Origin of the sequence: Sphingomonas sp. YR710 (assembly GCF_900101455.1) — a bacterium.
Taxonomy (GTDB): Bacteria; Pseudomonadota; Alphaproteobacteria; order Sphingomonadales; family Sphingomonadaceae; genus Rhizorhabdus.
In genome coordinates this window covers 46308-71134 of sequence record NZ_FMZJ01000019.1, presented here as the reverse complement: position 1 = coordinate 71134, position 24827 = coordinate 46308, and the positions used below count along the sequence as shown (strand labels likewise).

Annotated in this window: 22 protein-coding genes; 9 read left to right on the top strand and 13 right to left on the bottom strand. The window is 62.3% G+C overall.

From position 1 onward, the window contains the following. Positions 1-33: 33 nt before the first annotated feature. On the bottom strand, positions 34-432 hold the full coding sequence (locus BLS13_RS18155) for a hypothetical protein (RefSeq protein ID WP_093454239.1): 399 nt from the start codon (positions 430-432) through the stop codon (positions 34-36). A 45-nt stretch (positions 433-477) separates the two neighbouring features. Continuing rightward, positions 478-1731, bottom strand: coding sequence for a cytochrome P450 (locus BLS13_RS18150; protein ID WP_093454238.1), 1254 nt, complete (start codon positions 1729-1731; stop codon positions 478-480). Between the two features lie 405 nt (positions 1732-2136). Here BLS13_RS18150 and BLS13_RS18145 point away from each other — a divergent pair, with 405 nt between their 5' ends. From BLS13_RS18145 to BLS13_RS18135, 3 genes are all read left to right on the top strand, one after another. Beyond that, the gene (locus tag BLS13_RS18145) at positions 2137-3402 is read left to right on the top strand and encodes an amidohydrolase family protein (RefSeq protein ID WP_218123314.1); all 1266 of its coding nucleotides are present in this window, start codon (positions 2137-2139) and stop codon (positions 3400-3402) included. Positions 3403-3579: 177 nt separating this feature from the next. Then, positions 3580-4758 carry an amidohydrolase family protein gene (locus tag BLS13_RS18140; protein WP_093454235.1) on the top strand — a complete coding sequence of 393 codons (1179 nt, stop codon included), beginning with the start codon at positions 3580-3582 and terminating at the stop codon, positions 4756-4758. 64 nt (positions 4759-4822) lie between these two features. Next, complete coding sequence (locus BLS13_RS18135; protein ID WP_093454233.1) at positions 4823-6484, top strand: N-acyl-D-amino-acid deacylase family protein; 1662 nt, start codon at positions 4823-4825, stop codon at positions 6482-6484. Positions 6485-6861: 377 nt separating this feature from the next. Here the strand turns inward: BLS13_RS18135 and BLS13_RS18130 are convergent, their stop codons facing one another. From BLS13_RS18130 to BLS13_RS18095, 8 genes are all read right to left on the bottom strand, one after another. Next, positions 6862-7773, bottom strand: a complete 912-nt coding sequence (locus BLS13_RS18130; RefSeq protein ID WP_093454232.1) for a ribokinase — start codon at positions 7771-7773, stop codon at positions 6862-6864. Between the two features lie 401 nt (positions 7774-8174). After that, positions 8175-9035 (bottom strand): TIGR03619 family F420-dependent LLM class oxidoreductase, encoded by an 861-nt coding sequence (locus BLS13_RS18125; protein ID WP_176943666.1) that lies wholly within the window; start codon positions 9033-9035, stop codon positions 8175-8177. Positions 9036-9194: 159 nt separating this feature from the next. Further along, positions 9195-10022, bottom strand: coding sequence for a sugar phosphate isomerase/epimerase family protein (locus tag BLS13_RS18120; protein ID WP_093454229.1), 828 nt, complete (start codon positions 10020-10022; stop codon positions 9195-9197). A gap of 1 nt (position 10023) precedes the next feature. Beyond that, positions 10024-11034 (bottom strand): zinc-dependent alcohol dehydrogenase, encoded by a 1011-nt coding sequence (locus BLS13_RS18115; RefSeq protein WP_093454228.1) that lies wholly within the window; start codon positions 11032-11034, stop codon positions 10024-10026. Beyond that, positions 11031-12233 (bottom strand): sulfotransferase family protein, encoded by a 1203-nt coding sequence (locus BLS13_RS18110; protein ID WP_093454226.1) that lies wholly within the window; start codon positions 12231-12233, stop codon positions 11031-11033. Before BLS13_RS18110 ends, BLS13_RS18115 begins: the two co-directional genes overlap by 4 nt. Then, positions 12233-13414, bottom strand: coding sequence for a DUF1214 domain-containing protein (locus BLS13_RS18105; RefSeq protein ID WP_256325960.1), 1182 nt, complete (start codon positions 13412-13414; stop codon positions 12233-12235). The genes BLS13_RS18110 and BLS13_RS18105 overlap by 1 nt, the downstream gene beginning before the upstream one ends. A gap of 49 nt (positions 13415-13463) precedes the next feature. Further along, positions 13464-14246, bottom strand: a complete 783-nt coding sequence (locus tag BLS13_RS18100) for an SDR family NAD(P)-dependent oxidoreductase (protein ID WP_093454224.1) — start codon at positions 14244-14246, stop codon at positions 13464-13466. 16 nt (positions 14247-14262) lie between these two features. After that, positions 14263-15084: a TauD/TfdA dioxygenase family protein gene (locus tag BLS13_RS18095; RefSeq protein ID WP_143012006.1), complete on the bottom strand. Its 822-nt coding sequence runs from the start codon at positions 15082-15084 to the stop codon at positions 14263-14265. A 220-nt stretch (positions 15085-15304) separates the two neighbouring features. Here BLS13_RS18095 and BLS13_RS18090 point away from each other — a divergent pair, with 220 nt between their 5' ends. The 4 genes from BLS13_RS18090 (at position 15305) to BLS13_RS18075 (ending at position 18648) form a co-directional block, all read left to right on the top strand. Continuing rightward, the gene (locus BLS13_RS18090) at positions 15305-16345 is read left to right on the top strand and encodes an ABC transporter substrate-binding protein (RefSeq protein WP_093454221.1); all 1041 of its coding nucleotides are present in this window, start codon (positions 15305-15307) and stop codon (positions 16343-16345) included. A gap of 366 nt (positions 16346-16711) precedes the next feature. After that, positions 16712-17041 (top strand): hypothetical protein, encoded by a 330-nt coding sequence (locus BLS13_RS18085; RefSeq protein ID WP_093454219.1) that lies wholly within the window; start codon positions 16712-16714, stop codon positions 17039-17041. Between the two features lie 54 nt (positions 17042-17095). Further along, on the top strand, positions 17096-17884 hold the full coding sequence (locus BLS13_RS18080) for an NAD(P)-dependent oxidoreductase (RefSeq protein ID WP_093454218.1): 789 nt from the start codon (positions 17096-17098) through the stop codon (positions 17882-17884). 242 nt (positions 17885-18126) lie between these two features. Continuing rightward, positions 18127-18648: a DUF3291 domain-containing protein gene (locus BLS13_RS18075; protein ID WP_093454216.1), complete on the top strand. Its 522-nt coding sequence runs from the start codon at positions 18127-18129 to the stop codon at positions 18646-18648. 289 nt (positions 18649-18937) lie between these two features. Here BLS13_RS18075 and BLS13_RS18070 read toward each other — a convergent pair whose 3' ends face one another. Beyond that, positions 18938-19723, bottom strand: coding sequence for an SDR family NAD(P)-dependent oxidoreductase (locus BLS13_RS18070; RefSeq protein ID WP_093454215.1), 786 nt, complete (start codon positions 19721-19723; stop codon positions 18938-18940). A gap of 151 nt (positions 19724-19874) precedes the next feature. Here BLS13_RS18070 and BLS13_RS18065 point away from each other — a divergent pair, with 151 nt between their 5' ends. Both BLS13_RS18065 and BLS13_RS18060 read left to right on the top strand, forming a co-directional pair. Continuing rightward, positions 19875-21524 carry an MFS transporter gene (locus tag BLS13_RS18065; RefSeq protein ID WP_093454213.1) on the top strand — a complete coding sequence of 550 codons (1650 nt, stop codon included), beginning with the start codon at positions 19875-19877 and terminating at the stop codon, positions 21522-21524. A gap of 17 nt (positions 21525-21541) precedes the next feature. After that, positions 21542-21772, top strand: a complete 231-nt coding sequence (locus BLS13_RS18060; RefSeq protein WP_093454212.1) for a hypothetical protein — start codon at positions 21542-21544, stop codon at positions 21770-21772. Between the two features lie 11 nt (positions 21773-21783). Here the strand turns inward: BLS13_RS18060 and BLS13_RS18055 are convergent, their stop codons facing one another. After that, a complete protein-coding gene (locus tag BLS13_RS18055) occupies positions 21784-22623 on the bottom strand; it encodes a 4-(cytidine 5'-diphospho)-2-C-methyl-D-erythritol kinase (protein WP_093454210.1) in 840 nt (279 codons plus the stop codon). 15 nt (positions 22624-22638) lie between these two features. After that, entirely contained in the window at positions 22639-24285 is a 1647-nt protein-coding gene (locus BLS13_RS18050) for a tetratricopeptide repeat protein (RefSeq protein WP_093454209.1), read from the bottom strand. Positions 24286-24827 lie beyond the last annotated feature (542 nt).

The window sequence follows — 24827 nt, the reverse complement described above, 5'->3', positions numbered from 1 at the left end:
TTACAATGACGATCGCTCCAATGGTATCCTCACTCACATTTTCAGGCGGGCGCCTATAGTAACGTATGTCCCGATGATGTCATACGCCGACCGGAGCGTCGGATAGGCAAGGCCCGGGCTGGTGCTCGTGGGAATGATCGGGTTGCCATCCGTCATGTCCGCGTTCCCCAGGAAATTGAAGACTGCCTGGCCGGGCGCGTTCTGTTGCTTGGACGACAGAAGCCGCGTCGCCAGGCTCTCGACCGTCAGCTTTCCCGAGCCGATGGGTAGCTGGTATCGCAATTCGAAATCAATCCCGCCGGTTTTGAAGTTTCGCAGGTTGATAAGGACTGCTGTTGGTCCATTGTTCGGATCCGGATTGGCCGCTCCCAATGGTCGGATGATCTGGTTGCAGACCGGCGAACTGTAATTGCTGGCCGCGCAAATATCCATGACTTGCTGGCCTGTGAATGGCGCACCGCTGACGGGTGGCCAAAACTACCATTTGAGCGGCAGGTGCAAGATGCCTCGCATGAAGGAATCCGGATCGAATTGCACGTCTTCGGCCGGAATCGCCAGTTCGAGGTTGGGGAAGCGGCGGAGCAGCGATTCGATGGTTAGCCGGATCTGCAGCCTTGCCAGGTGCTGGCCGACACAGGCATGGGCACCGCCGGTGAACGAGAAGTGCTGAGCCGGCTTGACGCGGTGAAAATCAATCGTGTCGGCATCGGGCCAGATATCGTTGTCGCGATTGACGATGGCGAATTCGATCAGCACATGATCGCCTTTCTTCACCACCTGGCCGTTGCTGAAGGTCACGTCTTCCTTGGCCCAGAAACCGAAAGCACGTCCGGGCTTGAAGCTGGGAATCCAGCGCCACAACTCGTTCAGCGCGGCGTTCATGTTGTCGGGATTTTGCTTGATGTCGCGCCAGAGCTCGGGGTGAGACATCAGGGTAAAGACGGTTGTGCCCAGCTGCCACAGCGTGGTCTTGAAGCCGCCATGCCATAGCGCCATAGCCAGGCTGACGAGTTCGTCCTCCTCGAACTTGTCGCCTTCGTCGCGTGCGTTGATCAGCACGCTCAGCAAGTCGTCCGTGGATTTCTCGCGCCGCTCGGCGATCAATGCGCGGATGAAGGTCAGCGTCTTTTCGCGGGCATCGAGCTTCATCTCGGGGGTGCTTGAGGCATCCGACGAGATATCGATCCACTTCTTGAATTCGAATGCCTTGTCGGACGGGATGCCAAGAATACCGGCCAGTACGAGCACCGGAAACTTGTGCGCGTACATGGCAATGAAGTCCGCGCCAGCCCCCTGCCTCTCGAAGGCGTCGAGCAGTTCGTCGACCATGCCCTGAGCCCAAGCACCGAGTGCCTTAATGCGATCGGGGGAAAAGGCCCCTGCCGCGAGCTGCCGGATCCGGGTGTGTTCGGGCGGGTCCATGTTGAGCAGCAGCGAAGAAATCTTGATGTTTTCGGTATTGTGCAATCCTGGGATCGCGTGCGTCAGCCCTTCGGTGCGGCTGAACTTTCGGAAATCATAAGCGATCTTGGCATCGGCGGCACTGGTGATGAGCCAGCTCGGCTCGCCAAACGGCAGTTGCACGCGCACGACGCCCTGCTTGCGAATGTCTTTGTAACGGGGATCAACATCCAGCCGAGTTGGCTCCGCGAAGGGATATTGAAGAATTCCGTGTGCCATAAATTTGAGCCTCGTCCCTGAATTGTCGTCTTCCGCTCGGATAAAGGTCATTTGCGGGCTGGCCCCACCTCGGCGGTCAAGGCCAGATCGCCAGGCTGATCGCTAATCCTCTCCGAATTCACACGTATCTTCTGCCCACGATGAACTTCCTTGTCCGAAATCAATCTTCCGGGAATGTCGTATCGGCGTTTTCGTCGGGCCGGGTGATGGGCGTGCCGTGCAACACGCATCACCGTCGCGACCGCAACCTCCAAGGAATCGGGGTTCGCAATTTGACAGCCGTCAATTTTGACGACCGAAACATAACACATACTAAGTGAGAAGCGGGGGGTAGATTGCAGTGCCTTTAACGTAGCGTCTCCGAATATTTCCTGGACAAAGTTCCTGGATAGCAACGCCTTCCATCAACTGACCTGGCAGTTTGTCGGGCAGCAATTTGGCTGGCGGCCCCCGAGGTTGCGAGCTCCGGCTCCGTGTTCAGAAGATGGCAGCGCACAAAGGAGAATGAGGATGCTGTACAAGTCTATTTCCGCCGACGGGCATATCAACGAGCCGCCCGAGCTGTGGATCAAGAACTTGCCCGCCAAGTTCAGGGATCGCGGGCCCCGCCTGATCGAAACCCCCAAGACCAAGGGCCACGCGTGGATCATGGAAGGCCAGACCAGGCCTTCGCCGATGGGCTTCAGCTCGATGTATTCGCGCGGCGCCAAGCGCTTCGATCGCGGATCGCTGATCGACAGCTTCAAGCAGATCCGCGATCGCGGCGTCCGCTATGAGGATCTGTTTCCCGGTTCATGGGATCCGGCTGAGCGCGTCAAGGAGATCATAGAGGACGAAACCGACGCCGAAGTGATCTACAACGGCGTGCAGACCGTGTGGAACGGCATCAAGCTATGCCCCGACAAGGAGCTCAGCCTGGCCTGCTACAAGGTCTATAACGACTGGATGGTCGAGTTTCAGGAATATGATCCCAAGCGGTTCATCTGCAACGCGACGCTGCCCACCACCGGTCTCAAGGACTGCATGGAAGAACTACGCCGCTGTGCGGACATGGGTTTGCGCACGGCGCAGCTCGAATCCTATCCGAGCGGCTCTTTCAGTGAGCCGACTCCGGAGGATGACAAATTCTGGGCGATGTGTGTTGAAATGGACTTCCCGATCAACATCCACACCCAGTTCTTCTTCCCCAGCGGCGACCTTGGCTCCAAGCTTTCGGCCGAAGGTGTGGCCGATCAGAAGAAGCGTGCCGACAAGCGCGGCATTGATGTTGCCGCTGGCACCTTTCAGGTGGTCCTGACCAAGCTGATCAGCTCGGGTGTGTTCGAACGATTCCCGAATCTGAAGCTCATCGGGTCGGAGGTCGAGTGCGCCTGGTTGCCTTATTATCTGGAAAAATTCGACGAATCGGTTCTATGCAATCGCCGCACATGGAAACTTCCCCTGCTGCCCAGCGAATATTTCCGCCGCAATGTCTGGCTTGTTTTCATTGTTGACGAGGTCGGGATGGAAAACCGCCATCTGATCGGTGTGGACAAGATCATGTGGGGTCCGGACTTCCCGCACTCTTCGAGCAACTTCCCGCTGGACTACCAACTGGGCCGCGAGATTCTTGATCGCGTCGGCGCGACGCAGAGCGAGATCGAGCGGATCATGTGGAAGACCTGCGCGGACATCTACAAGTTGCCGTACGACGCGCCAGCGGAACTCAGCCTCGCCGCATGAATATGCGGGGTCGGGCCGGCCCTTGTTGTGGACTGACCCGACCAGCCCTGAAGCCGGGTGGATTCGTTGCCAAAGCTCGATGACGCACTCGTGGCGGCATGAAGATCCGAACGCGAACGACATTATTTCGTGACGGCCCACAAAAAGGCCCGATGCTGAAGTTGGAAGGTGAAGCACATGGCGGACAAGATTACATATAACCTCATTTCCGCGGACTCGCACATCCTTGAGCCTGCGGACCTGTTCGAGAAGCGGCTGCCAGCGAAACTGCGCGGGAGGGCACCCAAGCTGAAACCGTATGATGGCGGGAGCGCCTGGTTCGTCGGCGATCTGGATCCGGTCCCGCTCCCGCCCACGATGCGTACCGGATCGGGCTATCGCCTGAGCCTGATGCCTGATGTCTCGGCCGTCAGCTATGAAGACGTGCTTCCGGCTCTGCTCGATCCCGGCGAACGCCTCAAGGCGCAGGCAGCGGATAGTGTCGACGCCGAAATTCTCTATCCGACGCCGGTGCTGTGGGATGCCATCAAACTGCTGGATGATGACGAACTCAAGCTGGCCTGCGTCAAAGCCTATAACGACTGGATCTCGGGCTTCTGCGCTTTCGCGCCGGACCGGCTGATCGGTCTGGGCAAGATTCCAACCACCTCGGTCGCGGACGCGGTAACCGAAGTGCGGCGCTGCGCGGGCGATCTAAAGCTGCGCGGGTTTGTGCTTGATGCATTTCCGAGCGGTGCCAAGACTGCCGGTAGCCCGGAGGATGAACCGTTCTGGGAAGCGGTCAACGAAATAGGGTTGCCGGTGAGCATGCATATCGGTGTCGGTCCAACAGCCAATACCTCGCCGGAAACCGGCCCGGCGCCGGGCATGCGCCCCCAGATGGCCCAGATTGTCCTGCCACTCGTCGCCTCGGGCGTATTTGATCGTTACCCCAATGTTCGGATCGTGCTGGCGCATGCCGATGCCGGCTGGAGCATGCACTGGCTCGAATATACCGACATGTATTTCCTGCGTCACCGGCACCTGAACCACTATACGCTTCAGAATCAAGATGCGCTGCCGAGTGAATATATCCGAAGCCGCGTCTGGTTCACGTTCCATCATGACCGCACTGCCGTCTGGAATCGCCACAACATCGGGCCGGCACATCTTATCTGGGCCAGCCATTTCCCGTATGAGGATTCCAATTGGCCCGACAACCGTCAGCAGTCCGCCCGCGTGACCGCCGAAGCACCGGCGGATGTCCGCGCGAATCTGGTGGCCGGCAATGTGGCGCGGCTCTATCGCCTGCCCGGTTACGAGCAGGGCTTCGACGAGGTTGCACTAAAGGAATTCGTCCCGCTGGTTCATTATTGAACCGACTCGGCGAGAATAATGTGCGATCGGAGCGGTAGCGCCGAGGATAGAGGAGTGAACCGCTATGACATATGATCTTTTGATCAAGGGTGGGACCATCGTCGATGGTACCGGCAAACCGCGCTACAAGGGCAACGTCGCGATCACGGACGGACGCATCGCCGCAGTCGGTGACGTCGACGGCGATGCAACCCGCGTGATCGATGCCGATGGCCAGATCGTCGCGCCCGGCTTCATCGATTGCCACACCCACTATGACGCGCAGATGTTCTGGGATTCCACGATCGACCCAGCCACCTGGCATGGCATTACCTCGATCGTCATCGGCAATTGCGGCTTCGCGCTCGCCCCCGTGCGTCCGGACGACAAGGACTATGCCGTCGGCCTGTTCAGCGCGACCGAGGAGGTTCCGAGGGACGTCCTCGAACAGACCGTGCCGCTCAATTGGGAAACCTTCCCTCAGTATATGGACCGCCTGGAAAAGGTCGACTGCGGCGTCAATGTGCTGGCGCTGTTCGGCCACGCGGTCGTTCGCCGCTATGTGATGGGCGAGGATTCGATCAAGCGCGCCGCGACGTCGCCGGAAATCGCCGAAATGGTTCGCCTCGCCGAAGAGGCCATGGATGTCGGCGCCTGGGGCGTGACCACCAGCTTCTCGCCACATCATATCGACGGCTCGGGCGGGCACGTGCCTTCCTATTTCGCCGCTTATGACGAAACCGAAGCGCTGGCCATGGCCGTGGGCCGCAAGGGCAAGCGCAGCTTCGCGCTCAACCCGGCCAGCAAGCGCGAAGGTATTTCGCCCGAAGACAAGGCGATGATGTCGAACCTGGCCAAGGCATCGGGCATAACGATTTCGTGGAACGATTTCGGCGCGAGTGCTGTCGACTGGCTGGCCACGATCGAATTCATGGAAGAAGAAATCCGCCAGGGTCGCGATGTACGCGTGGTTGCGCGCTGCCAGCCGGCCGAATCACGCTTTACCGCGGGCCAGATCTCGCCGCTTTATTCGGGCGATGCCGACTGGCGCGCGTTTTGCGGGCTCGATCGCGATGCACAGATCGAGGCGATCTCACAGCCGGCCTGGCGCGAGCGGCTGGCCAAATACTGGCGGAACGTGCCTTATCTCAACGTCGCCATCGTTGAGAAGGTCGCCAATCCGGAACTCAAGCCACTCCTCGGCCGCTATCTCACAGACATCGCCGCCGAGCGCGGCATCGATCCTATCGAACTGATGTTCGATATCGCCCTGCAGGACGGCATGGGGACGATCTTCCTGTTGCGCGGCCGTCCCAAGGACGATGAATCGGTTGCGGAGCGTATCCTCAAGAGCCCCTCGACGCTGATCGGCGTTTCGGATGGTGGCGCCCACCTCCAGACCTTCGCGGGTGCCGATTTCCCGACCTATTTTCTCCAGCATTGGGTGCGCGAGAAGGGCACTTTCACGCTGGAAGAAGGCGTGGCGGCACTGACCTCGGAAGTCGCGGAGTTCATGGGATTGACGGATCGCGGCGTTCTGGAAGTTGGCAAGGCCGGCGACGTGGTCATCTTCGATGCCGACACGGTCCAGCCTGAAGCGCTTGAAACGGAGCAGTTCCCGGGTGGAACGGCAATTCGCCTGGCCAAGCGCGCCCGGGGCGTTCCCTATGTCATCGTCAACGGCAAGCCGATCATTGACGGTGGCAAACGAACCGGTGCGGTTCCGGGGCGCCTGCTGCGGGCCTGATCGGAGAGAAGGGCCTTTCGTTTCGACTTTGGGCGGGAGGGATTTAGGCGACTTTGCGATGGCCCGGTCGGTGAACCTGTTGTCAGGCAGCTTCACCCTCCGCTTGGCCTGCGCCACGAAGCCAATGCCTATCGCCACGAGGCAGAACAACAGCCACGGGGCGAGCGAGCTCCCCCTTCGCCGCGGCCAAATTTTATGCGAATGCGTTCAGCTGGTAAAAGCGAACCGCCTGCGGGCATCTATTACGGCATTGTACCGAAATCCCTGATCTATCCTGAGCGCATGCTCACAAACTTCATGACAGTCATGTTCGACGGCAAGGCGTCACCCGCGCGGCGTCTCTGCAACGAAGGGATCGCCGAATCGCATAGCAGCGTTCAGGCCGACGCGGCTTCTATTTCGGCGCGAGTCGGCATCGATGTCGCCGCCCCTTCCTTCTGGACCGCCAACGCGGCGGCATGGACGGCCAGCCTGATGGAATCGGCAAACGATCGGCCTTCCGACAGCGCGGCGGCGAGCACCCCGCAAAAACAGTCTCCGGCGCCGACCGTATCGACCACGTTTACCGAGGGCGCGGGAATGGAAGTGATATCGTCGTTTCTTATGGCGACGATGCCGGTTCCACCGAGGGTGATGATGATCGTCTGCCGTGCGTCGCGAAGCAGCGCACAAGCGGCTTTGCCGATGGCATGCGGGTCGTTTGGCAGAATATGGCCGAGATAGAATTCAAGCTCCGTTTCGTTCAGGATGAGGATGTCGACGTCCTCGAAAAGCCCAGCTCCCGCCGCAAGCGCCGGTGCCGTATTCAGGATAGTGATCGCTCCTGCATCACGAGAGTCCCTGAGGAATCGGCCTATGGCAGGAACCGGCAACTCCAGTTGCGCGAGCGCGACGGCACGCCCGCTGGCTCCCGATCCGATCGCCTGCGCCGGCCCCGGCGCTGCGACGAGGGCATTGGCGCCCGGAACGACGACAATCTGATTTTCGCCACAGTCGTCGACACAGATCAAGGCAAGCCCGGTCGGTCCCGTCAAAGTTGCGAGCAGCGTGAGATCGACTCCGCAATTGCCCAGAAATTCGCGCATCGTCGTGCCATGCTGATCATCACCGATCGCGCCGATCAGGCGCGTGGAGGCCCCGTACCGCGCACTGGCGACCGCCTGGTTTGCCCCCTTGCCGCCGGGCAGGAAGGCAAAGCCCCGCGCCGCCACGGTTTCGCCGGGCAGCGGCAGGCTGTCGACCCGCAGCACCATGTCCATATTGACGCTACCGAAAACCGTGACGCTCATTGTGCCGCCCAATACCCAGAATCTTCGGGAGTCAATTCGTCTGCCTCGCGAACAGAGCGAACAGAGCGAACGATCATGGTTATCGCCAGTACCCCAACGACAACTATCGTTGCAGCACTATATGATTCGAGATGATCGAAGCCCAAGTCCATAAGCATCGGTACGACACCCTGAACGAGGATAACCACGGCGTAGATCGCACGGGTGACGCTACCCTAACGACGCAGGTCGAAGGAGCAGGAGATAAATGGGGCAAACCCGTATATTCCGCACCGAGCCCCATATCCGGCAATACGCCTGTCGACATATCACGGTGCCACGTGAGCCGGGCACCCAGGGAAAGTCCCAGATGCCGGCCGATTTGGTTCAGCCCCGCGGCTTGCCGCACGCTCAGCAGCCCATCAGCGGCATTGGGCCATCACCGGCCCGTGCCTTTGCGCCAGCAGGTCGAGATATTCATCCAGCGAGCGGGCGCGGATCCTGGGAAGGCTGGTCCAGGTGACGCCAAGCTCCGCCAGCCGGCCGATACGCTCGACGATCTGGTCGTTGGTGAAATCGGGCGGCGGGGCGTCGGCGCGGGGCCGATGGTCCTCCCCCAGCCCCAGCGGGACCGCGCGAATGTTGAACTGCAGCGCCTGCGTGCGGCCCAGCTCTTCGCCCAGTTCGTCGGCCCTGTCCCGAAATTGCGGAAGAGTTTCCAGTTCGACCTGTGTCGGATGCCAGCCTTCGCCGAAGCGCACCGCGCGGCGTAGAGCCGCGTCGGAGTTGCCGCCCACCCAGAGCGGAAACGGGGTCTGCAACGGGCCCGGTTCGAAGGCGACGGCGTCGATCGTCAGATAGCGGCCCTGGAACTTCGGGCGCTTCTCGGTCCAGAGCAGCTGCATCACCTGGATATATTCGTCGGCCAGGCGGCCGCGCTGGTTGTGCGGCACGCCCATGGCCTTGAACTGCGCTTCGCCCAGGCCCAGGCCCACCGTCAGCATCGCCCGGCCGCCGCTGAGGACGTCGAGCGTCGAGATCGCCTTGGCCAGCTCCACCGGGTGATGCAATGGCAGGATCAGGATCGACGTGTTCACCCGCACGCGTTCGGTGGCCCCGGCAATGAAGGCGATAGCCGCCATGGCGTTGGGCCAATAGCCCCCCATGGCATCGATATAGTTCAGGTCGAAGATCAAATGCTCGGAGACGGTGATGCTGTCGAAGCCGATCGTCTCCAGGCCGCGGCAGGCGCGCTGGAAGTCCGGCGCCTTCATCTCCTTCATCCACGGATCTGTGATTGGCGGGAAGTGGGTCACGCCCGGCAGATCGATCGAGAACCTCACGGCTTGTTCCTCCCTCCGCCCCGCTTTGGGGTGCATATTGACATGCCCGACGCGAATTTTCGGCCGGGGCCGTTTACGCCTTGCAGCCGATCCAATCGGTCAGCGCGCGAGCAACGCCAGCGTGCCTTCGACACAGTCGCGGGCGCGCTGGTGGGGGCCGTCCCCGGCCAATGCCCGCGCCAGCATCGGTATCTCGATCCCGATCGGCACGTCCGCCGGCAGGGCGGCGATGATGTCGGCAAGAGCCAATTGGCCGGCGCCGGGGACCTGGCGTTCGGTCACCGCCTCATTCAGATAATCGGAATTGGAAGGCACCAGCGGGGCGTCGCAAATTTGCGCATAGCCGATAAGCGAGGGATCGAGCGCGGCGACATCGGCGGCGCTGCCGCCCGAGCGGATCAGGTGCATGCAATCGATCATGAGACGGACGTTGGCGGCGTCCAATCGCCGGACGACGTCGAGCGCCGCCGGCAGATCGGGAATGGCCCGGGTCGGCACGAATTCCAACATGATGTGGACGCTGCGCTTGCCCGCCATCTCTGTCAGAGCCGCCATCTGATCGAACGAGCGATCCGCGTCCGTTTCCAGGCTCACGCCGCCGAGGCGCGTAATGCCCAGTTCGCATAAAAGGTCGAGGTCGGCCTCCAGGTCACGGACATCGCGACCGGGGAAAATGCCGAAGCCTTGCCCCAGGCCAATGGAGACGCCCCGTTCGGCCATCGCTTCCTTCAGCGCGCGGCGCGGCTCCGGCTCCCGCAGCGACCAGACCGGATAGCCTTCCGGATTTATCGGCAAGGGACTAAGTCCGAGCGCGATAAAGGAGCAGCCGAGATCGGCGGCCAGATGGACGAGTGGCACGGGCGCCAGTCCGAAGGTGGTCAGGCTCTCGATGCCGAGCCGGTGCCGGATATCTGTCTCCAAAGCCATGTCAGACGGCATTTGGAGAGACGTGGACCTTCGTCTCTGCATTGGATCTGCGCAGCAGATCGAACGCATCCGGCAGGGCATCAAGACCTACGGTTCTCGTTACGATGATCTTCGGGTCGGCGTGGCCGCTGAGCAGTGCGTCGGCGGCACGTTGGAAGTCCCTGGCGGAGTAGCCGATCGGGAAGGTGAGGCGAACGCCTTTGAACCCGGCTATCGCCGGTATCACGGCATCGGGAGAGGTGCAGAAGCCGAGCGACACGACATAGCCCAATATGCGCACATGCCCGATGGCCTGACCGAGCAGACCGGGCGCTCCCGCGCATTCGAACACGATGTCAGGCGGGCCGCCCAATATCCCCGCGACACGCTGCTGTTCATCCTCGCCGGTTTGCACATAAGCGTCAGCACCCATGGTGAGCGCCATTTCGGCACGCCTTTCGGACCGTGACGCGACCACGATCCGCCCGGCACCCAGCCGCCGCGCCCAGTAGAGGGTGGTGAGAGCGACCGTTCCGCCGCCGAGGATCAGGACACGGTCGCCGGGCCGCATCTTGCCCATGCGTACCCCGTAGAGGCCGACCGCGAAGGGCTCGACAAGGGCGCCGTCGGTTGCGGAATAGCTGCCGGGAAGCTTCACCGCGCTGCCCGAAGCGAGGCTGTGATATTCCGCAAAACCGCCCATGCCGGTCTTCATTCCGCGGCACAAAGCAACATTGCCGACATCGCATGCGTCGCAATGGCCGCAGCCCAGGGTCAGCCGATAAGCGACGAGATCGCCTTTGGCGAACCCATCGACCTCCTTGCCAAGGTCGATGATCTCGCCCGCATATTCGTGACCGGGAACAGTGCCCGGCCTGTAGTCCCAGCCATGGCCGGACGTCATGTGGAGATCCGTGCCGCAAATGCCGCAGCGATCGACTTTGATGAGGAGGTCCCGGGCACCGGGCACGGGCATATCCCGGTCCTCGATACGCATCGGCTGGCCATCGCCGGGATAGACGGCGGCCTTCATGCTAGCGCCCTTTTGGGCCGGAGATCGTAGCGGTCGACATAGCTGCCGAACCGTTCGCGGACTTCGTCTTCGGTCAGGCCGAAATCGGCGATGTCGTAGCGGTGGCGGCCATGGCTGCGTTCCGGATCGTCCTTGCCGCGCTGCCGCATCGCGTTCTCCACCTCGTCCGACAGCTCAAGGCCGCAGAAATCATATATGCGTTTCACGGTGCCGATGGGATCGTGATGAAGGTCTGACTGGATTATATCCATGACCTGCCCGGGAAAGCCGCGCCGGACCCGCTCGCAATCCTCGACAGCCTTCGCCCATTTCTCGGTTTCGCGATGGGCTGTGATTCGTCCCTGCAGCGCACCGTCACCATCCCGGAGCGGTGCGTATAGCTGGCAAAGCAAAGCGGTGAGCGACGGGATCGCCCTCGCCGGATCGCGGTGGGTCTGGATGACAAGCGCATCGGGGAAGATCTTGAACAGAAGATCGAGATTGGAAATGTGACCAGGGTTCTTCAGCAACCACCTTTTGTCGGGCTCGCCGCTGCCAATCAACTGGATGACGCGGTGGAGATGCTGGTAGGCGGGCCATTCGCTCTGGCTCTGCCACCAGGCGTCGTAGGTCGGGGCGGGCCAGCCGGAGGCCCACATATTGCTGACGAAACTGTGCGCGAGGACGGTAAGACACTCGTCCACGTCCTCTGCGGCGCGGGCATGCGCCGCTTTGGCCCCGGGGCTGAGCTTGTCCCGCCGCGCGATTTGTTCGACTGCTTCGCGGAATTGCGGATAGCTTTCCCAGGTGTCACGCGGTGGACGCGGCATCGGCGCATTGAGCAGCCACCCCTCCAGCCCCTGAAACTGGGGATCGACCGCAAGCAGCTTATGAAGCGCGGTCGTGCCGGTCCGGGGAAGGCCGGTGATGACGATGGGACGACGGATCGCCATGCGCTCAAAACCCGGATGCGCAGCCATAGACTGAACGGCGCGCGCCCGGCCGGACAGCATCTCGATCAATCGCGTCCATGCCTGCTGGCGGCCAACCGCATTGAAGCGCGCATCATTGTCGATGGACTGCAAAAGGATGCGCAGGCCCCAGCGATAATCATCCCCGCCGAAGTCGGACGAGCCGACCCGCTTCGCCACCAGTTCGTGCAACCGATCGCCCGCGTCGACGAAATGCGTCGGCGGCGCAAAGAGCACCTCATCGGTCATTACCAGCGCCGCCGCCGCTGCGCCGCACGTACCCGTGTCCGCAATTCCTCGGCGCGCTCATCCTCCGAGACGTCCGGCGTGTCGGCAGGCAGATGCTTGCGGACGTCGGCGAATTTCACGCGCGTGATCGTCGGCGTCGGATGGCTGTCGCAATCATACCAGCGGCCATAGATCGTCCCTTCCGTGAATCCCGCGGGGTCGAGCCAGTTTGGCACGCCGGGATCCCGAAGCGAGATGACCGCGTAGAAGCGGCCATCGGAGGCGATCTTCGCGAAATGTCCGTTGGTGTGGCTCAACCGATAGACATATTCGATGGCGTTGAAATAGGGATCGTTGAGCTGGAAATTCCAATATTCCCGAACCTTCGGCAGGTCGGTTTCGAGGATCAGCGCCTCATCCTCGTCGAACTGGAACACGGCAGGCAGATAGAGCTGCCGCGAAAGGCTGCCCTGATATGATACGGGCTCGAAGTGGTTGACGCCGACGCTCGCCTTGATGTCGTTCTGCATTTTCATGAAGATTCGGGCATAACGCGCGGGGAAGCCGGCCATCAACTTGATCCGCGCCAGGATCTGATCGACGTCGAGCTTCGGCTTCAACGGCACCCTGTCCAGGCATTCGATGGAGATGCGGGGGTCGACCTCCTTCTCCCAGTCATAGGAGCGATACCGGACGAGGAAGATGTCGACTTCCGGGTGAAATTGGATCCAGTCGCCCTTGTGGTCCGCCGGCTTCGGTCTGGCGCTGAAGATTACATCGAGGCTGCCGTCCGCTGCGATGTCGAGGTCGCGCTGGTCGAGATGGACGGCATCGCGCTGTTCGGAAAGGTCGTCGATCAGGCCGACGAGCCCTTTGCGTGCGGTGAAGGTGATCAGCTTCACCGTCCCGCAATTGCCCGACACACGGTAGGTCAGGTCGCCGCGGATCGGCGCATAGAAGTAGATGTCGTCGGGATTCGGTTGCAGCGTATAAACGGGGTTCCATAGCGGCGCCCAGTCGGGATGCTCGGCATCGGCGTGGAAATAGGCAAAATAGCTGTAGGACAGACTGCACAGCGTCTGCCGGTACATATCGGCCCGGAACTGCGGGTCATCGGGGTGCCAGCTATTGGCGAGTTCCGCGACGGCCTTTTCAATATCCGGCAGATATTCGAGCAAGGTTGGGCCGATCGGCTGCGTCACGACATCACTCTCCATCCTTGTTTTTGTTATAGCCATGGTCTCGGCACCGTCAGTCGTCAGGAATGCCCGGAAGGACAGGGCCGCCGTTCACCGCGATCGTCTGGCCCGAAACGAAGGATGCGGCGTCGCTTGCCAGAAAGACGATCATGTTCGCGATCTCGTCGGGGGTTCCCGTCCGATGGAGCGGGTTTCCGCTCAACGCGCGCGGGTCCAGCTTAGCCACCTGCCAGGCTGCGAGGGCGCGCTCCGAAGCGATGGCGCCGGGTGCGACGCAATTGACGCGAATGCCGTATTTTCCCCATTCGGCTGCCGACACCCGCGTAAACATCTGCAGGGCCGCCTTCGCTGCTGAATAATGCGCGCCACCTTTGACGCCGGTGATGCCCGCGCCCGACGAGATGTTCACGATCGCACCACTTTTCTCCGCGATCATGTGCCGGCCCACTTCTCGCGTGCAAATATAGGCGGACCGAAGGTTGAGATCGAAGATCGAATCCCACCCCTTGGTTGGGATCTGCTCGAGGGGTGCCATGCGCGTGCCACCAGCATTATTGACGAGAACGTCGATCTTGCCAAATTCCGCCTTGGCGCGCCCGACCAGGTGAATGATCGCGTCCTCGTTCTTCACATCGGTAGGAATCGCGATGCATTGCGAACTGCTCTCCTCGCGAATGCGGGCGGCGGCGGCCTCAAGCTCATCGGCACTACGCGACGCGATCACCACGTTTGCGCCCAACCGGGCCAATTGCCGCGCGGTGGCATAACCGATGCCGGTACCTCCGCCGGTGACGATCACGCTCCGGCCGCTGAAATCCAATTGGTCCGTAATCATCTACGCGCCAGCCCCTTCAACAATCTTCTCCACCGACCATGACACGCTGCAGGACCCGGCGGCCAGCGCCCTCAAGCGAACCGCGCGCATGCTGGCACGCGATATTGTCCCAGATCACGAGGTCGCCCTGGTGCCAGACATGCTCGTGAATGTTTTGAGGCGCGTAGGCATGGTCAAAGACATCCGCCAGCAAGGCCCGGCTATCTTCCCACGCCATGCCGAGCAGCCGCGTCGTTTGCATCTCATTCACCGCGAGATAGGGCCGGTTGCTGTGCGGATGAATCCGAACAGCGGGTCGCTCGTCTCGCCGGATCGCTGGGGGATCGCGGATCTCGAAGGCGCGGACGCCCACGCTATCATAGGTCGACTTGATCATCTCGGCATCGTGCGCTTGCAGCTGGTCACGCAGCGCAGGAGGCAATGTTTGATAGCATTGCTCGACGTCAACGAAGCGCGTGGAGGAGGCGCCATCTACGACGTCGACCGCGTGGAGAGAAAGCGCCTCGAACGGGTTTTCGGTGTAGGCGCCATCCGAATGAAACGGATATTCCGCAGTGGCCGAAATATGCGACATATCCGTCGTGATGAAGCCAGTAGCGTTCTGACGGTTCAGCATCAGCGGCCCCAACAGGGCCAGCAAATTCTCTTGGGCTGATCGCGAGAGTACCTGCCTGCGCGCGATTATCAGATGATGTTCCCGAAACAGGCTGACGAAGCGCTCGGCGACCGGGCCCGACAAGGGTTGGCTCAGGTCATGGTCGATCTCGGCGCCGAAGGGCTCCACGGAACGCCAGCGAAACCCATTATCGATTTGCCATTCAGCCATGTCCTTCTCCACGTGGTCTCGAACGGCCACTTTCAAACAATTAGCCCAAGAGCAGTATTTGCCTACCCCTGCACTGTCAATCAACGCACCAAATAGAGATCTTTTGTCATCTGCGGCAATTGCGGCTTATGCCTTTTCAGCGGCGGTACACGGCTCAATGCCGACCGCACTTAGCCAGCACGAACATGTCCGAAGCTTGCGCCCGCTGCACGACCTATGGCATCGCGGGAAAATGGCGACGCAGCAGACGATCCGCGTGGGAATTCTTAATGATTCCGCTGCCAACGCGGCCACTGCGAGCACCGATTTGACCGGATGGCTGCGGCGCGAGATCGATGCCGTCCGGGCGAGCGGGCGGCTCGATGCAGAGGTCGAGATCATTCAGGCCTACGGGCTCGGCTTGCCCTGGGGCTCGTTCGAGGCCGTCGAGCGCGCGTTCGACGAACTCGATCGGCAGGGCGTAGTGCTGATCGTCGGCCCGGCGATCGGCGACAACGCGCTTCTCGCGACGCCGCTGGTCGACCGCGCCAAAATACCCACGATCAACTGGGCCGGCGCCGAGCGCGCGCGCGGCGACTATATGTTCCACCTCCAGGTCGGCTCGCACGAGGATGAATCGCTGCTGATCGCGCGCCAATTGGTCGCGGCCGGCGCAAGGCGCGTCGCTGTGGTCTTCGATCTGTCGCCGATCGGCGAACGCCATCTCGAATATCTGAAGGTCGAGGGAAGGATTATCGGGCTGGAGATCGCTGCCACCGAGGGCATAAACCCGCTGGCCGCCGATGCCGAGGAAGCCGTCCAGCGGGCGCTCGCCGGCAGGCCGGAGGGATTCGTCTACTTCGGCCTCGGGCTGTCGGCGCCTGCGGTAGCGCGGGCGCTCGCTGCGAGCGGGTGGTCCGGACCGCGGATCATGAACGCCGCCGGCATGCGCGGCCATGACCCCGCGACCGCCGCGAAGATCGACGGCTGGATTTATCCGGACCTCTACTCAGACCACAACCACACGCTCGCGGCGAACCTCGACCCCGCCGCGCCTGTGTTTCGTTCGGCAGTCGGCCACGATATAGGCCGGCTGGTCGCCGAAGGCCTGGCGCGTAGTCCGGATTTGACCCGCGACGGGGTCCGACTCGGGCTGGAGCAGGTCAAGTGGCTTCCAGCCGCCGAGGGCAAGGAAGGTACGCTGCTGGGCTTCGGCGTCCGCGACCGGGGCGCCCTGCACGGTCGCTATTTGGTGATGCGCCAGTGGCGGGAAGGCAAGAGCGTTGAGGTATAGATTTGCGCTCCGCTCCCCGGCGACCTCTGGTTGCGATTTACAGAGTTCGCGGGACCGGTGCGCTTCCTCAGGGAAGGAAACCCCGAGGAAGCGCCGCGTACAGGGTGGAAATTGCCAGTCCATCCCCTACGTCAATAGCCGATCATGATCGGCGGCCCTCGCCTACCTCGGCGCGCAAGCGCTAGATATTCGTTTCGTGACCACAATGGTGCGAATATCCGATTTTCGTTACGATCCACTGAACCAATCCTACCGGACGCACTCATAACCTGCCCACCGCACATCGCCTGCCCGCCATCGTCGCTGCCCATGGCATGCTGATTGTGGAAGACGACATCTTGGCAGCTATCGCCGGCACATGGAAGCATGCGCCGCAAGCTCGCCCGTGCCCGCAAGCACGTCGGCGATCAACGCAGCGAACTCGGCGTGATGCCGCAGGGCCAGCCGGTGGGCGGATTCACCTTGTGGTGTAACCTGCCCGAAGGATTGGACAGCGCCACGCTGGCGAGGGCATGCCTCGCCCTCAATCGCATTCTGGCTCCGGGCAACGGGTTCAGCCCAACCCAGAATGCTACCAATGTCGCCCAGACCGCCGAGCACACCCTCCCGGTGATTGGGGTCGCAACGGAAGGTGGCTTGGCGCCTCCCTCACGCTCCACGCCTATGGGAGCGCGATGTAGCAATGGCGAATTTTAAAACCGGCTCTAAAAAAAGCACGATATAATTCAGATAAGAGGGGCGATCTTCGACATGCATATCGGATTTGTGGGATTGGGCCAGATCGGCACCGAGATGGTGAAACGCCTGCGGGCGGGCGGCTTTCCCGTCACCATCTATCCGCGCGGTAGCGGCCTTGCCGAGGCCAGAGCCGCCGGCGTAGCCGAATGCGCCGATTACGCACGACTCGCGGCGCAGAGCGATGCGCTGATCCTCATCGTGTTCAACGATGAGCAGATGCGGGATATTCTGTTCGGGCAAGGCGCGCTGGCGGCGATGCGCCCCGGAACGGTGCTCACGATTCACGTCACCGGCTCGCCTGCACTGCGCAGGGAAATTCAGGAGAAGGCGCCGGATGGTGTCGATGTCCTGGACACGACCTTCAGCGGCTCGGTTCCCGCCACCCGCAACGGCACTCTGACGCTGATGGTCGGCGGGACGGAAGCGGCGCTCGAACGGATGCGCCCGGCCTACGAAAGCTATGCCACGAACATTTTCCATGTCGGCGAACTGGGCGATGCGCAGGTGCTCAAGCTGCTCAACAACCTCGTTCTCGCCGCGAATATGATGAACGCGGCCGAATTGTTGAAGGTCGGTGAAAGCTACGGCCTGAATCCCCGCACCGTTGCGAAAGTGCTGCAAACCTGCAGCGGCGCGAGCCTCGCGCTCGGCATTTTCGAGCGGCGGGACGCCGCCGACGCCATGGAAAATGCGCGCAAATATATGTCCAAGGATGTCGAGGAAGCGGTCATGGCGGCAAAGGATGCCAGGCTGGATCTCGGCGCGTTCGGACAGACGATCGATTACTGGCTGGCCAAATAGCGCTTGGCCGGCGCGCATTCGCTCGGCACAGACCCGAGCCCGGTCACTTGGCCACCCACCGCACTCGCCAAAAGCGGCCTGATCGCCTCTCACCACCTTGGGGCGATCACACATTCATGCGCCGCCGGAAAACCGGCTTTCGTTCGGGGCTAATCGCGGTTTTGGTTGACGAATTTCGACTGATACAGCACGCGTCGAACGTAAGGCGAGGCAGCCTTGCCCATTGCAGATGGGGCGACATAATGAACATTGGAGTCGGCAAGCAGCATTGGCAATTGGCACAGATCAACGTCGGCCGCTTGGTCGCTCCCAGCCATGATCCAAGGGTACGCCCCTTTTTCGACGCATTGGATCGGGTGAACGCCATTGCCGATGCGGCTCCAGGCTTCGTCTGGCGTCTGCAAAGCGAAGCCGGAAACGCTACCGACATTCAGCCCACGTCGGATCCACTTTTCATCGTCAATCTGTCAGTGTGGAGCGACGCTGAAGCGCTGTTCGAGTTCGTCTACCAGAGTGCACATACGCCGGAGATGGCCCGCCGACGGGAGTATTTCGACCGCTTCGAAGGTGCATATCAAGCGCTCTGGTGGGTGCCAGCAGGACATCGACCGAGCGTTGATGAGGGGCTATCTCGCTTGTGGCGGCTCGATCGCTACGGCCCTTCCGTTCATGCTTTTACCTTCAAGGCACGTTTCGCCTGTCCGGGTCTGGCAGGCGCGCCCGTAGACATGCAGCCTGATCCGTGGTGCTTCGGCCGGGCGTAAATGCGCAGCATTTTCACTGACCGTGATGCTTGAGATCTTCGAACGGCGCAGCCGTTTTGGAATATAATCGGGATCCCAATTCCCACCGGCTATATTTTCAAGGAGGCAGCAAAGAGCCCTATCGATGGCGGCTGTTGCGCTCCTGCCACCCCAGAACCAAACCTTCCCCACCACCCCAACCTCCATTCGTCTTGGGTGCGCTTGCTTAATAATATCAGCAGTATCACATGGGCATCGGGCCGGCGGCGCGGCCCGGTGTCACCTCAATCGGAAGCCCCAGCCGCACATATCAAGACTTCGACCTCACGCCCTGGCCGATCATCGCCATGGCCTCATCCCGCGGCAGGCCACGCAATTGCTGCCATCGTTCGGTCCATCCACCGATGCAATGGATCGGCTCGCGGCCAAGATGATCAAGCCCTTGCTGCGCGACATCGTCCGGTTCGGACATGACCAATCCTGCCGCCGCATCGGGCCTGAATCCGGAGCGGGCAAGATTTGGTGTGTTGGTGAGCCCAAGGATCAGTCCGAGAACATGGACATTGTGCGGTTTGAGTTCGACCCAGAGGCCTTCCGCGAAATTGAATTGATAGGCTTTTGCGGCGGAATAGACGACTTGCCGCGGCGCGCCGGCGTGGCAGGAGTTCGAGCCGACGATGATGATGCCGCCGCGGCCGCGCTCGCGCATCCCCGCGCCGAAAAGATAGCTAAGCTGGGTCGGCGCGGTAACGTTCAGCGCGATCATCATCTCGGCGCGGCCGGGCTTGCGCTCGAGGAACGGGCTCAACGAATTTTCGGCACCGGCATTGCAGATCAGCATGCCGATTTCGATGTCCTGCGTGGCGGCCTTGACCTGCTCCAGCATGCCGACAGCACAGAAGTTGAGCGGCAGTTCGCGCACCTCGACGCCGAATGCGCTCCGCAATTCAGCGGCCAGCGCGTGAATCGGATCGGGTTTGCGCGCTGCGATTACGATGTTGACCCCATGGGCCGCGAGCTTGCGCGCGAACGACGCCCCCACCCCTTCCGATCCACCGGCAATGAAGGCCCATGGCCCATATCGGGATAAGTCCATCTCTCTCTCCTGTTCATCGGCGCGCGCATCTTTGGGCTACGCCTGAGCTTACGGGCGCCGACGCTGGCTGCAATAGGGCCAGGGGGTTTTCACGAACCGGGCCTTGCGATCGACGCTAGGCACATCCGCCCGACTGCGGCATGAAGCGGCGATGGATGATACGTCGTCACCGCGATCGCCGCTTACGCTCCCGATCTTCCGATCCGTCTGGCTCGCCAGCATGGCTTCGAATTTCGGCAGCCTGATCCAATCGGTCGGTGCTTCGTGGATGATGGCCTCGCTCACCGCTTCGCCGCAGATGATCGCGCTGGTACAGGCTTCCACCAGCCTGCCGATCATGCTGCTGTCGCTTTGGGCCGGTGCCGTCGCCGACAGTCTCGATCGCCGCAAGGTGATGCTGATGGCGCAAGGCTTCATGCTTGTCGTCTCGGTGATCCTCTCGCTGGGCGCATGGTACGGCATGCTGACGCCGTGGCTGCTGCTGCTGTTCACCTTCCTGATCGGCTGCGGCACCGCGCTCAACGGGCCGGCCTGGCAGGCCTCGGTCGGGGAGATGGTGCCGCGCTCGGCGCTGCCCAGTGCGGTTGCATTGAACAGCATGGGCTTCAACATCGCGCGCAGCATCGGCCCGGCCATCGGCGGCATGATCGTTGCGGCGGCCGGTTCGGCGGCCGCTTTCCTGACCAACGCGGCCAGCTATGTCGGGCTGATCGTCGTGCTGACGCGCTGGCGCCGTGTTGCGCCGCCGCGCCTGCTGCCGCGCGAACGCATCGGCGACGCGATGGTCGCGGGGGTGCGTTATGCAGCGATGTCTCCATCGATCCTCGTTGTGCTCGGACGAGCCTCGCTGTTCGGCCTTGCGGCCAGTGCGGTGCCGGCGATGATGCCGCTCGTCGCCCGCGATATCATCGTCGGCGGCCCGCTCACCTACGGCCTGCTGCTCGGCGGATTCGGGATCGGCGCGGTTGGCGGTGCCTTGATGAGCGGGCGGCTGCGCAGTCGTGTGTCGGTCGAAATGGTCGTCAGACTGGCAACGATCGCCCTCGCCATCGGTGAAGCCGGCACCGCCACGAGCCGCTTGTTGCCGCTGACCGTCATTGCCCTCACCGTCGCCGGTGCGGGATGGGTGCTCGCGCTTTCGACCTTCAACGTCAGCGTGCAGATGGCCTCGCCGCGATGGGTCGTGGCGCGCGCACTCTCACTCTACCAGATGGCGACCTTTGGCGGCATGGCCATTGGCAGCTGGATTTGTGGCCTCATCGCCGATCATCACGGCCCGGTCATTGCGCTGTACGTCGCCACCGCGGTGCAAATCTGTGGGCTTGTCCCCGGCCTGCGCTGGCCTTTCGCCAAGGTTAGCGCCATCAATCTGGACCCGCAGGACCATTGGCGCGAGCCGGACACCGACGTCCCCGTCGAACCGCGGAGCGGGCCGATCGTCATCACGATCGAGCATCGCGTACCGCCGGCCAATATCATGCCGTTCCTCGCGGCGATGGGCGAACGCCGCCGGATCCGCCGCCGCGACGGGGCCAGGGGCTGGAGCCTGCTGCGCGACCTGGGCGATTCCGAACTGTGGATCGAGCGCTACCATGTCCCGACCTGGCTCGAATATGTCCGCCACAACCAGCGGCGCACCCACGCCGATACCGCCAACACCGAGACATTGACGGCATTGCGATCGGCGGTGCCGGTGGTGCATCGGATGATCGAACGCCAAACCGGATCGCTTCCGGCCACCCGCGCGCTCGATCCGCACGAGATGGCAGAACCCATGACCGATCCCACCCGATCGAGCTGAAGCGAGAGACGCAATCCATGCAGGCCAGCCAATTACAAGCGCTTCTCATCCAGCGCCTCATCCGCAATGACGGTGGAAGCCAGCGCGCCTGGCGGATCGCCATTGGCCCGATCCGGCTCCACGATTCCGCCACCCACCCGCATTGCAACTGGTCTGTCGCGCCATCCGGCAATGCCCGGCAAAATGCCGCGATCGAGCGGCTGCTCGATAGCGTGCGCCTCGATCATCCGATCATCGCCGCCGGCTGAACCCCGCGCGCCTATCGCAATTCGGTCCGCATCATCCACCAGTCGGGCCGCGCGCCGGCAATATGGTTCGCCGCGGCCTCGCACGCCGCCGCGCTGTCGAACAGCGCAAAGCAGGTCGCCCCCGATCCCGACATCCGCGCCAGCAGGACGCCGGGCCGATCGGCCAGCAAACCGACGACATCGCCAATAACCGGGCACAGTCCCCGCGCGAGCGGCTCCAGATCGTTGCGCCCGGCCAGAGCCGCCGCCAACGGATCGCCATCGGCCAGCGGACCGCGATCGATCCGGTCCCAGGCCGCGAAAACCGGACCGGTTGCCAATGGCACGCGCGGATTGACGAGCAGCAGCGGCATGCCCGAAAGCGCCGCCGACGGCACCGGCCGCAAATCGTCCCCGCGCCCGTCGCCACGCAGCGTTCGCGAAACAACGCAGGCCGGCACATCGGCCCCCAATTGGCGGGCAACCGCATCGACGCGCGGATCCTCGATCGGCACATCCCATAAGCGGCACAGCAGCCGGATGACCGCCGCCGCGTCCGCCGAACCGCCCCCGATCCCTGCCGCAACCGGCAAATTCTTGGTCAGCCCGATCGCGGCCGGCACCGGCCGATCGAGCGCTGCGCCCAGCATGCGCGCGCCGCGCATCACCAGATTGTCATCGCGGCTTTCGCCCGCGAGCGCACCGGCAAAGTCGCCCGTCAGCGTGAGGCCGGGTGCGCCATCGTCGTCGATACTGATCGCATCGCCGTCGCGGGCGAAGGCGAAGATCGTCTCGATCTCATGATAGCCATCCTCGCGCCGCCGGCGGACGTGCAGCGCGAGATTGATCTTGGCAAAGGCAGGTTCGAACATGAACCGCCGATGCGATCAATAACCGCGCCCGTCCAGCCCGTCCTGCAATTTGTGCTGCAATTTTTCGCTTTGATCCTTATCGGCCCGCACCAGTGCCGCGCGCCATGCATAACGCGCCTCGAGCCGCCGGCCGCTCGACCAATAGGCATCGCCCAGATGATCGTGCATCACCGGTTCCGCCGGATCGGCCGCCACCGCCCGCTCGAGCGCGGCAACCGCACCAGCATAATTGCCGCGTTTGTAATAGAGCCAGCCCAGCGAATCGCTGATCGCGGCATCGGAAGGGTCAAGCGCGCTCGCCCGCTCGATGCAGACCTGCGCCTCGGCCAGATCGTCGCCATGTTCGAGCATGCCATAACCGAGATAGTTGAGCACGATCGCCTGGCCCGGATCGATGCGATTGGCTTCGCGCAGCAAATCCTTCGCGGCCGGCCATTGGCCGGCGCGATCGAGCGCCCCCGCCTTCAGGAAAAGATGCGACCAGTTGGGTTGGCCATGGGCATTGTCATAGTCGATCGCCTTCTGAAAGGCGGCGGCGGCCTCGACCGACTGGCCGAGATCGTTGAGGATCGAACCGACCTCGACGAAATTGGCAGCATCGGCATCGGGCCGATCAGCCATTTTCCGGGCCTCGGCCAGCGCCATGCGGGATTCGCCTTTCGCGACCAATATTTCGGTGCGCACCTGACGGGCTGCTTCGAATAGCGGATTGTCTTCCGGCACCCGGCCCAGCAGGGTCAGTGCAGCATCCTGATAGCCGTTGGTCGACAACAGATCCGCGGTCGCGATCGTCGCCGCGGCGTTGCTCGGCGCAAGATAGGTCGCGAGCCGGGCGAGTTGCAGCGACACCGGCGACTTGCCATCGCCCTTTACGTCGATCGCGAGTTGCGCCAGCAATTCGGAAATGCCGAGCGCCGGCGTATCGATCGCCCCGTCGAGCGCCTTCCCCGCATCGAGGCGTGCGCGCGCCGCCGCCAGTTCAGGGGCGCGGCCTTCCAGCAGACTCCGCGCCGCCGCCGGATCGCGCTTCGACAAAAGGGCCGCCACCGCCAGTTGCAGGCGGAGCGCGCGCACATCCTGCTGCGCCACCAGCGCACGCAGATCGGCCAGCGCCGCCGCCTCTCCGCCCGCAACCATGCCGATCAGGATATGATGTTCGCGCGCATAGGTGCCCGCGAGCTGCGACTTGTCGCCACTGTCGATGATCTGCAGCGGATTGCCCTTGCCCGATCCCACCGCGATCCACGCGCGCACCACCGGGAGCAGGAAGGTAAAGACATCTTCCTTGCCGATCCGATCGCACAGGGCATTGGCATGCGCCCAGTCCCGGCCGGCGACCGCCTGCGACAGCAACAGCAACGCACCGTCCGACGGCAACGCACCGAGCCGATCGAGCTGCTGCGCCGCCTGCCCGGCCAGGCCGAAATTCCCGGCCGTGAGCGCCTGCCGATAGGTGCGCATCGCCAGCCGCCGGTCGCCCGGCGTGGCCGCCATGAGCTGTGCATAGCTGTTCGCGGCGGTGTCCGGCAGGCCGGCGGCATCGGCCAGCCGCGCGTGGACATATTCGCGCATCTCGGACCGCGTATCGCCCACCATCGCCGACGCAGTGACGGACCATGGCGTGAGCGCAGCTATGACCAAGGCGATATAGGGCGGCTTCATGCGAATCCTCGGCGTTCGTGCTGCTGACGAGACGAGGTTTAACGCAAAGTTCACCATCGGAGCCAGCGTCGATACGGCCGTTAACCCACTTTGATGGTTAAGCGGGATGAGGTGGCGGTCAGATCGCCAAGCGTGCGACCTGGCTCAATCTCCCGGCATGAAGCTGCAAATGCAACGGGTGCGGATGGCGATGATGGGTGGTTAGCGGTCATTGAGAGCCGTTAGACGGTCAAAAAAAAGTGGGTGGCGCGCCACACAGCCCCAGCTTATCGTTGGGTATGTTGTCCAATAGAGAACGTGCCGAAGGCGGATTATCCGCGATATTGCTGATGACGCGCTTTCTCCACATCATATCGCTTATTTCAATACCGCTGATATTATTCTCTGCTATTGTCAACCGCGACAAATTCGATGTCGCCTTTCAAATCACCGAAGCGATGCTCATCTTCCTATTAGTGCATTTTTTCTTTTGGCTTATGGAGCGGTTGTTTCGTCATCTAGCTTCGTAGGCAGGCGGAGCGAATGACCGCCATGGGTCATCT